This window comes from Arthrobacter sp. TJ-178 (assembly GCF_058269275.1).
In genome coordinates this window covers 458738-472057 of record NZ_JBZCNK010000002.1, presented here as the reverse complement: position 1 = coordinate 472057, position 13320 = coordinate 458738, and the positions used below count along the sequence as shown (strand labels likewise).

The window sequence follows — 13320 nt, the reverse complement described above, 5'->3', positions numbered from 1 at the left end:
GATTCTGCTGGAACCCCTATTTCTCCCAGGGGGCCTTGATCGGGAAGAACTTCTCGAGGAAGTCAGTAACGCGCTCGGCGCGTTCCTGGGCCGGAACCTCCGGGAAGCTGCCGTCATTGAGGCAGAACAGATCCATGTTCCGCTTGGCCAGCAGCTTGTCCATCATTTTCAGGCCGGCGTAGGACGTGGTGTCCACGTACTTCACCTTGGCGGTTTCCTGCGTGACGGCACGCCCGGTGAGCAGCGCGTAGTAGTGGTAGAGCGAGTTGGTGACCGAGATGTTGTCCTTGGCGCGGAACGTGCTTGCCGCCGTGGCCGCGAACTCGTTGGGGAACTCCTCTTCCATTTCCAGCAGGACGCTTTTGCGCAGGGGTGCGGCGGTATGTTCCAGGTGCCTGGTGGTGATCCGGCCAAACCGCTCCCAGAGCAGGCGCCTGTTGACCCGCGCCGCGTTCTCGAAGCCGCTGCGCTCGGAGTCATTGGCACCCAGGCCAATCCGGGTGCTGGCTTCAATGAACTTGGTGATGCCGCCGGGGGAGAAGAACAGGTCAGGTCCCACCGGGCGGCCAAAGAACATGTCGTCATTGGAGTAGAGGAAGTGCTCGGCCAGACCGGGAATGTGCTGCAGCTGGGATTCAACCGCCTGCGAGTTGTGGGTCGGCAGGACGGAGGGATCTTTGAAGTGTTCCTCGGCGCGCACGAAGGTCACCGACGGATGGTCTGCCAGCCATTCCGGCCGCTCAGAGTCCGTGGCGATGAAGATCCGCCGGATCCACGGGGCAAACATGTAGACCGAGCGCAGTGCGTACTTGAGTTCGTTGATCTGGCGGAAGCGGGCTTCATGGTCATCGCCCTCGCCGACGACGGCGTCCTTCATCCGCGCGGCGCGGGCCGCCTGGTATTCGGCAGAGCTGCCGTCCACCCAGGAGAAGACCAGGTCCACGTCAAAGTCGATGTCCGTGGCGTGGTCGGCGAACATGTTCTCGATGGTCGGCCAGGTCAATCCGTGCTTTTCCACCGTGCCGCGCACCACTTCATTGGCCGGCAGGGTGCGGCGGGTCAGGGAATTCTCCACCGGGAGGGTGATCTCCGGACCGGTGAGGTCCCAAAGTTCCAGCTGCACGCCGGCGGAGGGGCCGAAGGTGAGGTTGGTGCCGCTGACGCTGCGGGGACGGTAAACCCGGATGATCCGGGACTTGTTGGACGGCGAGAGCTCACCGTCGGCGATCAGCAGGGTTCGCGTCTTCTTCGTGTCCACACTGCGCGAATAGAAGGGCTCGTCGCGGCAGGCCTCCACCATGGCGCGGCGCAGCTGCGCCCGGTGCGCCAGGTCGACGGCGATGACCGGGCGCTGGTCATTGCCCCGCACCAGCAGATAGGTTACGCCGGCGTCCTCCAGAACCTTGCGGACAAACATGAGGTCCTCAACCATGGCCTGGTGGGGAGTTAGCCCGGTGTCCATCAGGGTCAGGCGGCCCTTGACCAGGGCGACGTCGGGCCGGTGTTCCACCCGCTGGATGACGGCCAGCGACGCCGTTTGGAGGTCTTCGCTCTCATGATCAGGTTCGGGGGTGCCGAAATACACGTCATGTTCTGCTGCTGTATCTGTAATCGGAACCTCCAATAAGTTTTCATGCGGGGTCGGGCCGCGGCATAAATGCGCGGCGCGTGCGGCTCTGCACATGTATGTACTGCTGGTTTGTACTGCTGATCGGCGGGACCGTGACCGGGCATTGCCGTGCGCGTCCCCGAACGACCGGATGCTCTGGGCGGGAGCGCCGCTGCTGAGTAGCATTGAGTGCTACCGAGGACATCTCCGGGAGCCGATGTGAGCTACCGTAACACCACGCTGGCGGCGACTACGCTGCTTGTGTTCAGTATGTCATCCTGTGCCGTTTCTCCGGACACCGGCGGGTCTTCGGACGCTCCGGTCGCCTGGCCGTCGTATACAACTTCGGACGGTTCGCTCGCTTTCGACCACCCGGGGAACTGGACGGTGGAAGAAGTTCCGCCGCTGGCCAACGATCCCGCCGGCGGCGTCTCTGTCCGGGTGCACGACGCCGGGGGAGGGCTGGTTGCGCAGCTGGACACCGGGCTCATTGCCGACCTCATATGTGCCGATCCCGATGAGGGTGTGAAATACACGGAGTATGACTCCCAGCCGATGCCGGAACTGGATTCGGTCCAGGGCACAGACCAGCGCTTTGTCTACCGCTCCGTCGCCTTCTCAAATGCGGAGCGGGGCGAGCCCGTGGCCACCTACGCGGTGATCAGCGAGATCGGTGACCGCGGACAGTGCGGGCTGTTCGACTTCTTCACCTTCACGGAATCCAGCGGCGGACGTTTCGCGGGCAGGTATCCGGCAGAGGAGGTTGCCGCGGGCCAGTCCTATTTGGACGCTGCTGCGGCCTACAAGAACAGTGCCGAGTTCAGTGATGTGAAGCGGATGCTGACCTCGTTGCGGGACCAGGACTAACCGCCGAGCCTCCGGCGGAAGTTAGCGGTTTCCGGTTTTCTCTGGCGTGCTGTGGATAACTCCGTATGCTGTGCCGCAGCCACGTACTGTTGGCGTCACGTCCAGTCCCGCACCACTTTTGTCCTGGGGGTATGTCGATGTTCCGCACTCGCGCCTGTTCTGCTGTATCCGCTTCTGTCCGTCTCAGCGCTGCTGGGTTAGCGGCCGTGTTGGTGTTGGGCGGATGTTCCGGCTCCGGTGGTGATTCTGATGCGGAGGCTGCCGAGAACCGTTCTTCCAGTCCTTCACCCAGCGGGAGCGCCAGTCCCAGTGAAACTGCCACTGCTACTGCCACCGCGACTCCATCGCCGACTCCTACTTCCGCGGCTTACAAGCCGGCATCCGCTGAGGGTCCTGCAGAGAACGTTCCGTTGCCTGTGATGCCTGATCTTGCGAAACAAGAGTCAGCAGATGGACTGCGAGAGTTTGCCAGATATTGGTACGCCCTAATGAACTACGCCTTCGAGACAGGCGATTTGACCCCACTTGAACAGGTGAGTGGACCTGACTGTGCCCTGCTTATTCGAGCAAACGAGATGCTTAGCATCGGCTATGAAAACGATGATTGGATCGTGGGCGGTGTATTTGAAGTATTTGGAACTCAATCCAATTACGTCTTGACGAGCAAAAACCAATATCAAGTCTTGGTTCACGTTCAGCAACGTCCATTCGAATATAGAGGTTCTAATGGGGTTATCTATGAATCAAACGAAGGCCTCGATTCGGATAGCGTTCACATGTTAGAGGCAACTTTTACTGATGGGCATTGGTTTGCTCATGATGCGGTAATTATCAAGTAGGCACACATGATCCGACAGCGCTTCATTTCAACCTTTGTCCTCGTCCTACTGTTATCGTTCTTGGTCCCAAGTAATGGCGCTAATGCGGGTGGCGGAGGAGGAGGCTTTGGGGACGGGGAAGTATTTGGGGAGGGCTACTTTTACATCCCTGGGACTGGTCAGTGGGGGCCCATTGACACAGGAATACCCGGTGACCCTATGGAATATACTTTCAGACTAAAATGTTTCGATGACCTCACAGGTGACATAGAGTGCCTCGCCCAAAATCAGCGTGAATGCAAGGCAGGGCCAGAAGGGCGCCTTGTTTATTGGTTCAAAAGACTAAAAGGTACGCCCGATCCATGGATTGCCCATGGGGAGGACCCTTCCTGTATATATTCAGAAAAGCCGAAAGACGTAGGTGATTTGATCCGTGACAGTATTCTTTCAGAATTCCAATCAAGGCCAATAGTGCCCGGGCGTCTAAGCCTGGAGCCCAGTCCCCACACGCTGGTAGGAGTTCAGACCAACTTTTACGTAACTGCGGAGGAGCAGAACTTTGACTTCTCTATGTTTGATCAGATCATCCACATTATCGCGAGGCCAACAGAATATGAATGGAACTACGGCGACAGTGTGAATTATGGTCCGGCACCTCATGCTGGGGCTCCGCTTCCCCAGGATCGATGGGGAGAAAAAACTACAACTAGCCATTCGTATAAAACCACAGGGGATTATATGGCATCCGTGATTGTTTACTTCTCTGGGGAATATTCAATCAATGGTGGTCCGATGGTGCCCATCGATGGCCGCGCAACAGTTCCGTCTGCCCCTGTGGGTATCAGCGTTTGGAAATCTGATTCCCGCAGTGTTGCTGACGATTGCATCGTAAATCCAGCTGGATACGGCTGTTAGTTTCCGAGATTCTGACAGGTCCCGCGTCTGACTCGTCCGGCTAAAGCCGAGGGAGCCCCCCGTGCGTTAGAGGGCAACAGGGCGGGGCACCCGAAACAAGGTTCGGGGATCCTGAAGCAAAGCCGGGTACTGGAAAGAGTCACGGGAAACTCTGCCGTGAACCATGACCGACCGCCGCGCGGTGTCGTTGGTCAACGTCACTGGCCCAACAGTGCCGACATCCAGTACAGAACGATCTGCACCCAGCAGGACCACGTCGTCGCCGTCGTCCAGGTCCTCCAAAAACCGCACCAGCTGGCGGCCCTTCTTCCCGATTATCGGAGTGCCCTTCGCGGAGAGCATCGGCAGCTCGATCACCGGTTCTCCGGTCGTTTTGTCCGTCAGGGGGCGGGCGACCCACAGAGCATCGCCGGAGGGTTCGGAGGGGAGCGCGGGATGTTCTGGCTCGGGCCATACGTAGGGCAGGCCCGCGCGGGTATCGGGGAACAACGGCGCATAAAAGTCCGGAGACTTCGTGATGAGGTTTGAACGGTGGCTCTCGTGAAAGGCAGCGTCGCCAAACCAAGGGGGAAGCACAACGTCGCCATCCGCGGCCTCCGGCGCAAACTCCACGAGCTGCTCGAAGACTGTGTCAGCATGCCCGCGGGATGTCCACTCACGGGTCATGGCCAGCCCATAAGCGGTTAAGGCGGGGATGTATCCCATCCACATTTTCATCGCCGGATGGCTTTGCCAGCCGTAGTCGGGGATGACGAGAGCCCGGAGCACCTGCAGCGTTTCCACCCGCTGCTTACCGAGCCGGGCCTGGTCCAGAACGGCAGCACTGCGGCTGAAGCTGTCATAAGGAAGGAACGTTTGCACCGAATCAGTGTGTCACTCGTCCGCAGGCGGAAGCGGCAGGGCAAGAATGAAGTCGCGGAATACGTGCCTGCCTTCGGTAAAGGTTCGCCTTCCCGCCTCCTGAAAGCGGTCTTGCGGTAAAGGCCGCTGTTTCGATGCAGCTGGCGGGCATCGGCCGGAGTGGAAGGGAACATTGAAGCGGTCACCGCCCAGCAGGCGTGCGGTCAATCCTTCGTGCAGGTCTCGGGCCTTGCAGAAATCTTTCGTGCATATCAGGGGCTCAAAAGCGCGTTTTCGGGGGTTTTGGGCCCGTTATGTGTACGAAGGATTGGAAGGGGCCCGGTTTGGGCCCGTTATCTGCACGAAGAATCTCCCGTCCCACGGTGCAGCCGCGCCGCTAGTACTCGGCGTACATTTCCCCAACGGGCAACGGTACGGCCGTCCGATTGCCCGGTCCCGGCAGCGGACAGGCCCACGCCTCGTCGTAGGCGCATGACGGGTTATAGAGGAAGTTGAAATCCAGGATCAGGCTGCCCGGAGCAGCGCCGGCGCCCAGATCCGCACCCTTGATGGTGTCCAGCAGGTATCGGCCGCCGCCGTAGCTTCCACCGTCGGTGCCGGAGAGGCCATCGCGGACGGGCAGGAAAATCCCGCCGCCATAGGAGGCCAGCCGCCACACGGCCACCCGGCCCACGCCGTCGGCCGTGACGGTGCCCAGCCGGACAAAGGGAACCACACCGTCCGTTCCGGTGGGCACGTCCATCCGCTCGCCCGCGCCGTCGTCGTCGATGAGCGCATCGCTGCGCAGCTCGGGATTGTAGGCGGCCACCTCCAAACCGCGGAAGCGCTCCCGGGCATGCGGCTTCAGCGGCGACGCGGGGTGGTCGGCAAACAGCCGGTCCCGCTCGGCCCGCCACAGTTCGTGGGCGTACGACGGCGACACCTCCCGGGCGGTAAGACGCACCTGGGCATACAGCCCGAAGACGCGCTGGCGCCAATCTGCTGTCTGCAGGACCGTGACGGGGGAGATCATCTGTTCAGCGTAGTGTGTTCGGGTGACTACCGGACTTTTGATCGTTGTACTCGTGGCAGTATTCATCGGCGCCATTGCCCAGCGCATTGCCGGCCTTGGTTTTGCCCTGCTTATCTCTCCGTTCCTGGTGATCCTGCTCGGCTCCCACGGGGGCGTTCTGATGGTGAACGTGTGCGGCCTGGTGTCTTCAGCGATGATCATGTTCCGGGTCAAAAAGGACATCGACTGGAGCATGTACCGGTGGCTGGCGATTCCTGCGGTCTGCGGCAGCATCCCGGCCTCGGTTGCGGCGGTGTACCTGCCGGCCGGTCCCATGGCGGTGGTGGTGGGCGTCATCGTGCTCGTGGCCCTGACCGTTTCGCTGCTGATGCAGCGCACCCCGGTCACCGTGACCGGAAATGCACCGAAGGCCGTCGCCGGATTTATTGCGGGAGTGACCAACGCCGTGGCCGGCGTCGGCGGGCCGGCGGTCAGTGCGTACGCGTTGATGGCGCGCTGGCCGCAACGCCAGTTTGCCGCCACCCTGCAGCCGTTCTTTGTCACCATTGCCCTGGTGACCCTGACGTCCAAACTCTCCCTCGATGCGAGTCAGATGCCGCCGTTCGCGGCCTGGGCGTGGGGGCTTGTGGCCCTGATGATCATCATCGGTATTTACACCGGCGAAAAACTGCAGCGCTTCATCCGTGATGACCAGGCGCGTGCCGCCGTCGTTATTCTTGCCTTTTTCGGAGCTGCCGCCGCTCTCGTGAAGGGCATTTTTGACCTGGCTGCCTAGCGGCGCCGGGCGAAGCAGCGCAGCCGACTCACGGCCCCTCCTGAACGGCCCGCCGCGCCTCGGATGGGACGATAGTAGGGATGAAACTTCTTACCCGCCCGAAAACTCCGGGTGTCCTACCTATGCCCCTGTGGCTGCAGGGCGCGGTCGAACTCGGCCAGGCTGCAGTCCTATCCGCCCTGCTGATATTCCTTCCGCTGATCGGCGTCTGGTTTGCCGACGGCTTTACCGACCGGAATTTCGCGTCGCTGGCCCGGTTGGGCGGACAGGGCTGGCTCCTGATCCACGGTGTGCCGCTGACCCTGAACTTCCCCGCCGGCACACTCGCGACCGGCGCGACGTCCGGGGTGCTGTCCCTGTTTCCCCTGGGCCTGACGCTCATTCCGTTCTTCCTGTCATGGCGTGCCGGGCGGCGGCTGGCCAGGGCATCGTATGCGGACCAGCTGTGGCAGGCAATGCTGGGGGCGCTGGGCACCTACGCCATCCTCGGCGGCGTGGCCGCCTACTTCTCGGCAAATGAAGACGTCTCCATCTCGGTGGCCGCGGGAGCACTGATTCCGCTGGTTTCGGCCGGACTGGGCATCTTTGTCGGGGCCCGCAGGGAAGCCGGCTCCTGGGTGCGGCTGATCGGCATGGACCTGACGGACTGGATTTCCCGCACCAGCCAGCACTCGCGCTGGGCCGGCTCCTATGTATGGGCCGTCGTTCGCGCCGGCGCGGTGGGCGTGACTGCGGCGCTGGGCTTCTCGGCCCTGCTGGTTGCCGTCGCCCTGGCCATGAGCTGGGCGGAAATTGTCACTGTCTACCAGTACCTCGACGCCGGGATCGTTGGCAGTGCGGTACTGACCGTCGTCGAACTGGGGCTCGTCCCGAACTTTATGGGCTGGGCACTGGGCTGGACCTCGGGCGCCGGGTTCTCCATCGGGACCGGAAGCCTCATCAGCCCGCTGGAAACGACGGTGGGTCCGCTGCCGGCCGTTCCGGTGCTGGCCGCGCTCCCTGCCGGCGGGGGAGAGTACGCCATTGCTGCGCTCATCCTGCCCGTGATTGCCGGATTCCTGGCCGGCTGGTGGTTCCTGCGCGAAGGCGAAAACCACTTTGACGAGTGGCTGTCCCTGAAGATCAGGGCCCGCTGGTTCACCGCCCCGGTTTCCACGCTCCTGCTGGGCGTGTTCGTGGGCCTGGTCTCCGGGATCCTGGCCGCGGGCGCGGTCCTCATTTCGGGAGGATCAGCGGGGATCGGCCGGTTTGTTGATGTGGGGGCAGATCCGCTGTGGACCGGCCTCTGGATTGCCGCGGAAGTGGCAGTGGGCGTGGTGGTGGGCTACGCCGTCGGGCCCTTCCTGGAGCGCGAAGAACGCCGCTGACGGAAGTGCTGGAAAAACAGCAGCGCGGCGTAGCCAAACATCCCCAGGGCCAGCGCCGGGCGGATCCAGGCCAAATCGCCGTGCTGCGCCGGCAGGTCCAACAGCCCGAGGTTGGGGAGCGTGGCCACCACCCGGCCCTGCAGGGCTGAGAGCGGAAGCGGCGCGTCCGGCAGCGAATTGGCGTCGCCCCGGAGGATCAGCTCCCTCGTTCCGTCGGTGCCGGCAGTGAAACCGGTCAGCCGGTGGGTCACGGGAAGTGCATCCGCCGGACTCCCCGGCGGCAGGTAGGTCAGCACGTCACCTATCCGGAGGGCAGCAGGATCGACGCCGCGCACCAGGACCACGTCCCCGGGGTGCAGCGCGGGCTCCATGGAGGAACTGAGAACGGTCAGCGGCCGCAGCCCCACCAGCGCCGGCCCGGCCAACAGGCCCAGCAGGGTTACCAGAATGCAGACGGCGGCCAGATTCCCCAGCTTTGCGAGGGTCCGCCGGAGTTTTTTCAGCGAGGGAAGATGCCGTTGCTGAAGTCGGACTGGCAGTTCTTTTCCGCTTCCAGGGTGAGCGCGTTGCCCAGGCAGGTTTCAAGCTTTTGTGTGCTGTCCCAAGTGGCCACCGCCAGTCCCAGGCCCACCACCATCATCACGGACGCCACCAGGCCGAGAGTCGTGACAAAGACCGGCACGGAACCGAGCTTGGAGCGCAGCACCTTCAGGAGCGTCATAATGCCGACGACGACGGCGGCAACTCCCAGCACCAGCGGCACCACCTTCCAGGGCAGTGCGAGCCCGGATGTGAGCAGCACGGCAATGACCAGGGCCACGAAAATCCGCAGGTAGCCGCGGGCACTCTGCTTCTGTTCGTCGGTGGCAGCGGGCTTTTCGGGCGCCTGCTGCAACGGCGGAGGAGTCTGGTCAGGGGCGCGGCCGTCGTTGTTCATGGTTTAACCCTAGGCGACGGCTGAGCCTAAGGTTGACGCATGCGCATTGTTGTTCTCGTGTCCGGTACCGGATCCAACCTTCAGGCTGTGCTGGACGCCGTGGCGGCTGGAACACTCGACGTCGAAATTGCCGCCGTCGGTGCGGACCGCCCCGGAACCCTCGGAGTGCAGCGGGCCGCCGATGCCGGTTATGACACCTTCGTGGTGAACTTCCGCGATTACGCCGTGCGGTCCCAGTGGAATCTGGCGCTGACGGACAAGGTGGCATCCTATGCGCCGGACCTCGTGCTGTCTTCCGGGTTCATGCGCATCGTTGATGAGCACTTCATCAAGACATTCGAGGGCCGCTACCTGAATACGCACCCTGCCCTGCTGCCGTCCTTCCCGGGCGCGCACGGGGTGCGCGACGCGCTGGCCTACGGAGTGAAGGTCACCGGCTGCACCGTGCACATTGCCGACGCAGGCGTGGACACCGGTCCGATCCTCGCGCAGGCCGCCGTCGAAGTGCTTGACGGCGATACCGAGGAAACCCTGCATGAGCGGATCAAGGTCCAGGAACGCCGGCTGCTGATCGAAACCCTGCGTCGAATCAGCAGCGAGGGACTGCCCGCCCTCCAGGTTTAGGCACGTCGCCCGCGCACGCCGGGCCAGCCCGGCACACGCCGGACTAGTCCAATGCGGCGCCCTTGGTCTCCGGTGCAAAGCGCATCATCCACAGCACGGCCAGTACCACGAGCACTCCGGCCAGCCCGAAGGACAGCGGCAGGCCCAAATACGGCCATGCAATGGAGACGAAAATCAGCGGCCCGAATCCGGCACCGATGCGGCTCACCGTGGAGGCCCAGCCAAACCCGCTGCCCCGCAGCTCAGTGGGATACAGCTCCGACACGTAGGCGTACAGCACCGGGATGGCCACCTGCACCACAAATCCGTAGGCCAGCAACCACCCCGTAGCTGCGGCGGGAACGTCCAGGACCAGTGCCACAACCACCAGGATCAGCGCGGACAGCGGACCGGTGACGGCCAGGATCCATTTGCGTCCCACGCGTTCCACCAGCAGGGCGGCAGCGATTACTCCCAGGAGCCCGACGGCGGCCATCCCCGACGTGGTCAGGAATGCTGCGTATTCCTTGAAGCCGGAGTCCACGAGAATTTTCGGCATCCAGGTCAGCGCCAGATAGTAGACCAGCAGGATGGTGAAGAAGAGGGACCAGGAGGCCACAGTGATTTTCCAGCTGTACCGCCAGAGGTCGCGCAACTGGGTTCCCACAGCGCGCATTGACAGGGCTGCAGGCTCTTCGGGTTCGGGCAGCCGCCAGTTGGTCACCGTGGAACCGGTGCTCCTGATGAGCCCGTTTATGACTGTTTCGGCTTCAGCGGTGCGGCCCTTGCGGACCAGGAACAGGGGAGATTCCGGAACGGAGCGCCGGACCCAGAAAACCAGCAGTGCGGGCAGCACCATGACCAGCATGGTGAAACGCCAGTCAGCGAGCGTTGCCATGATCAGGGCAGAGGTGGCGCCGCACAGGGCTGCCCCCACCGGCCACCAGCCGTCCATTGCCGTCAGTACCCGGCCGCGCTGCTTCCGCGGCGTGAACTCACCCACCAGTGCGTAGTCCACCGGGACGCAGCCGCCCAGCCCAAAGCCTGCCATGAACCTGAAGATGCAGAACCAGATGATGTCCGGGGAAAACGCGCCCAGCACCGTGAAGAGTGAAAAGACCAGCAGGGTTGCTGTGAAGGCTTTCCTGCGTCCGATGGAGTCGGCAATGGACCCCCACACAAACGCCCCGATGGCCATGCCCAGCAGGTTTGCCGTGCCAATCCAGGCTGCCTGGCCCAGCGCCAGATCCCAGTGTTTGGAGAGCAGGGGAATCAGGACCCCGTTCAGGGTCACATCCCAGGCATCGAACATGAAACCGAGGCCGCCGATAATAAAGATCCGGCCTTGAACCTTCCACTTCCAGGGCAGGTTCTGGACTACCTCGTCGCCCGTGGGCAGGGTGCTTGTCGTTGTCATGGGCGCGCGCTTTCGAAGGGGCGGAATATCGTGGGTTGGACAGGCTGAGCGGCGGTCCGAAGAAACTGTACCCCGCGGGCCGGACTATGGGGGAACCCCTGACGACGGGAAAACTTAGAAGCGGGAGACCGGACCCGGGCCGTGTTTCCATATAGGGCAGTCCTGGCGAACGGAGGTGACGGCGTTCCGGTTTGCGTGGCTCCCGGTTCGGGCGCGGGATGGTGGCGAGTGGAGCGCATTAGAGTATCTTTCCCGTATCGCGATTCCGCTCATTATGTGCTCCCGATCACTAAAATAGAAGGTATGTACTATCCACCAGCCGAGGATCGGCACAGCATGGATGCGAGTTCGGACCGGCGAGCAGTGTCGGGTGGCGAGGCCTTGGACGGTGCTGTGTCGGACGCCGAGGTCGTGGGCGGTCCGGTACCGGACGACGTGGTCGTGGGCCGTGCTGTCTTGGGCGACGTGGTCGTGGATGGTCCGGTGTTGGATGCCGCTGGCTTGGAAGTTGCCGAAGCAGCGGTACGGCTGCAGCTGATCGATCACATTCGCATGTTGGAGGAACTCAAGGGCTCCATTTGTGCTGCGCAGGCCCGGGCAGCCGCGGTTTTTGACGAGTCCTCCCGTCGCAGCCAGGCTCGTGCAGGAATGAAAGCAGACCAGCTCGGCCGGGGCGTGGCAGCTCAAATTGGGTTAGCCCGGCGCGAATCACCGCACACAGGTACCCGGTTGCTGGGGCTGGCGAGAATCCTGAGCACTGAGATGCCGCATACCCTGCGGGCGCTGAGCCTAGGAGTCATCAGTGAATGGCGCGCCACAATTTTAGTGCGGGAGACGGCGTGTTTGACGCTGTCCCACCGGCAGAAGGTCGATGAACTGATAGCGGGGGACCAAGCGGCGCTGGGACAGCTGGGGGACCGGAAACTCATTGCCGCCATCAAGACCCTGGCCTACGGACTGGATCCGCTCAGCGTGGTGAACCGAGCGGCGAAGGCAGCCTCGGATCGTTTCGTTTCCTGCCGCCCGGCACCGGACACCATGGCGTACGTGAGTGCACTGCTGCCGGTGGCTCAGGGCGTGGGAGTGATGGCTGCGTTGACGCGGAAGGCGGATCAGGCGCGTGCCTCGGGCGATCCCCGCTCTAAGGGGCAAGTCATGGCCGACACCTTTGTTGAGCTGCTGACTGGTCAGGCCCGAGCGGAGGACCTGCGGGTGGAGGTGCAGCTGATCATGACGGACAGGACGCTGCTGCACGGCATTCTGCCAAAGGGTGAAGCGGGAAACTGCGTGGCTGGCAACAGCGGAGCCGGGAGCGGAGGTGCCGGAAACTGCAGCAGCGGAAACTGTGGGGTCGGGAGCTACAGCACCGGAAAGGGCGGAGGCGCGGTCAGGACAGTTTCCGGCGATCCGGATGAGTCCGCTGGTGAGTCCGCTGGTGTGCACATTCCCGACGGCGCCGAACCGGCCCTGCTGGCCGGATATGGAGTGGTTCCGGCGCAGTGGGCACGGGACCTGTTGCGCAGCAGTGACGAGACCACGGGCAGGGATAGTGACAAAACCAAAGCGGTGGGTTGGGACAGAATCCAGGGCGTGGGTTGGGACGGAATCCAGGGCGTGGACAGTGGCAAAACCCGAGGAACGGATCGAGGAGAGCCTCGGGGAGTCCGAAGAAAGCCCCGCACGGAAGTATGGCTTCGCCGGCTTTACACAGCACCGGGCAGCGGCAGGCTCACTGCCATGGACTCCCGGGCCAGGCTGGTTCCGGAAGGATTGGCCCGGCTGATAGCGGCCCGCGACCAGATCTGCCGGACACCGTGGTGCGGTGCGCCGATTCGGCATTATGACCACGTAAAACCCTTCCGCGACGGAGGCCCCACGAGCATCGAGAATATCCAGGGGCTGTGCGAGGCCTGCAACCAAGCCAAAGAAGCACCCGGGTGGTCGGCCCGGTGTGAAGGAACGTCGGCGCCCTGTAGCGGAAGGGATCGGGCAGACGTGGATAAAAGGAGTATGGACCGGACGGGCCGGCACACGGTAGTAACGACTACGCCAACAGGCCACAGCTACCGCTCAATCGCGCCGCCGCTTCCAGGCCAGCGCTAGATCGCTTGCGGAGCAGCGGCGGATATTGGCAGGCCA

The 13320-nt window shown here is 62.9% G+C and carries 13 protein-coding genes; 7 read left to right on the top strand and 6 right to left on the bottom strand.

Translation table 11 applies throughout. The annotated features are described in order from the left end of the window. Nucleotides 1-16: 16 nt before the first annotated feature. Complete coding sequence (locus AC4D2Q_RS08425) at nt 17-1462, bottom strand: stealth family protein (protein ID WP_490946220.1); 1446 nt, start codon at nt 1460-1462, stop codon at nt 17-19. A gap of 366 nt (nt 1463-1828) precedes the next feature. Between AC4D2Q_RS08425 and AC4D2Q_RS08420 the strand changes: the two genes are divergently transcribed. The 3 genes from AC4D2Q_RS08420 (at nt 1829) to AC4D2Q_RS08410 (ending at nt 4209) form a co-directional block, all read left to right on the top strand. Continuing rightward, nucleotides 1829-2476 (top strand): hypothetical protein, encoded by a 648-nt coding sequence (locus tag AC4D2Q_RS08420; protein ID WP_490946019.1) that lies wholly within the window; start codon nt 1829-1831, stop codon nt 2474-2476. 65 nt (nt 2477-2541) lie between these two features. Beyond that, nucleotides 2542-3315 carry a DUF6318 family protein gene (locus AC4D2Q_RS08415; protein WP_490946018.1) on the top strand — a complete coding sequence of 258 codons (774 nt, stop codon included), beginning with the start codon at nt 2542-2544 and terminating at the stop codon, nt 3313-3315. Nucleotides 3316-3513: 198 nt separating this feature from the next. Then, nucleotides 3514-4209: a hypothetical protein gene (locus tag AC4D2Q_RS08410; protein WP_490946017.1), complete on the top strand. Its 696-nt coding sequence runs from the start codon at nt 3514-3516 to the stop codon at nt 4207-4209. A 66-nt stretch (nt 4210-4275) separates the two neighbouring features. Here AC4D2Q_RS08410 and AC4D2Q_RS08405 read toward each other — a convergent pair whose 3' ends face one another. Further along, entirely contained in the window at nt 4276-5070 is a 795-nt protein-coding gene (locus AC4D2Q_RS08405) for an MSMEG_6728 family protein (RefSeq protein ID WP_490946016.1), read from the bottom strand. A gap of 376 nt (nt 5071-5446) precedes the next feature. Then, nucleotides 5447-6082 carry a DUF1684 domain-containing protein gene (locus tag AC4D2Q_RS08400; RefSeq protein ID WP_490946015.1) on the bottom strand — a complete coding sequence of 212 codons (636 nt, stop codon included), beginning with the start codon at nt 6080-6082 and terminating at the stop codon, nt 5447-5449. Nucleotides 6083-6104: 22 nt separating this feature from the next. Here AC4D2Q_RS08400 and AC4D2Q_RS08395 point away from each other — a divergent pair, with 22 nt between their 5' ends. Both AC4D2Q_RS08395 and AC4D2Q_RS08390 read left to right on the top strand, forming a co-directional pair. Next, on the top strand, nt 6105-6857 hold the full coding sequence (locus AC4D2Q_RS08395; RefSeq protein ID WP_490946014.1) for a TSUP family transporter: 753 nt from the start codon (nt 6105-6107) through the stop codon (nt 6855-6857). A gap of 122 nt (nt 6858-6979) precedes the next feature. Then, nucleotides 6980-8224: a cell division protein PerM gene (locus AC4D2Q_RS08390; protein WP_490946013.1), complete on the top strand. Its 1245-nt coding sequence runs from the start codon at nt 6980-6982 to the stop codon at nt 8222-8224. Here the strand turns inward: AC4D2Q_RS08390 and AC4D2Q_RS08385 are convergent. Next, nucleotides 8182-8649, bottom strand: a complete 468-nt coding sequence (locus AC4D2Q_RS08385) for a signal peptidase I (RefSeq protein WP_490946012.1) — start codon at nt 8647-8649, stop codon at nt 8182-8184. The two genes, AC4D2Q_RS08390 and AC4D2Q_RS08385, sit on opposite strands and share 43 nt — an antisense overlap. A gap of 74 nt (nt 8650-8723) precedes the next feature. Next, nucleotides 8724-9161 carry a hypothetical protein gene (locus AC4D2Q_RS08380; RefSeq protein WP_490946011.1) on the bottom strand — a complete coding sequence of 146 codons (438 nt, stop codon included), beginning with the start codon at nt 9159-9161 and terminating at the stop codon, nt 8724-8726. A 39-nt stretch (nt 9162-9200) separates the two neighbouring features. On the opposite strand from AC4D2Q_RS08380, the gene purN reads away from it, so the two are divergent. After that, nucleotides 9201-9785, top strand: coding sequence for a phosphoribosylglycinamide formyltransferase (gene purN, locus AC4D2Q_RS08375; RefSeq protein ID WP_490946010.1), 585 nt, complete (start codon nt 9201-9203; stop codon nt 9783-9785). 43 nt (nt 9786-9828) lie between these two features. Here purN and AC4D2Q_RS08370 read toward each other — a convergent pair whose 3' ends face one another. Next, nucleotides 9829-11181 (bottom strand): MFS transporter, encoded by a 1353-nt coding sequence (locus AC4D2Q_RS08370; RefSeq protein WP_490946009.1) that lies wholly within the window; start codon nt 11179-11181, stop codon nt 9829-9831. A 303-nt stretch (nt 11182-11484) separates the two neighbouring features. Here AC4D2Q_RS08370 and AC4D2Q_RS08365 point away from each other — a divergent pair, with 303 nt between their 5' ends. Further along, on the top strand, nt 11485-13284 hold the full coding sequence (locus AC4D2Q_RS08365; protein WP_490946008.1) for an HNH endonuclease: 1800 nt from the start codon (nt 11485-11487) through the stop codon (nt 13282-13284). Nucleotides 13285-13320 lie beyond the last annotated feature (36 nt).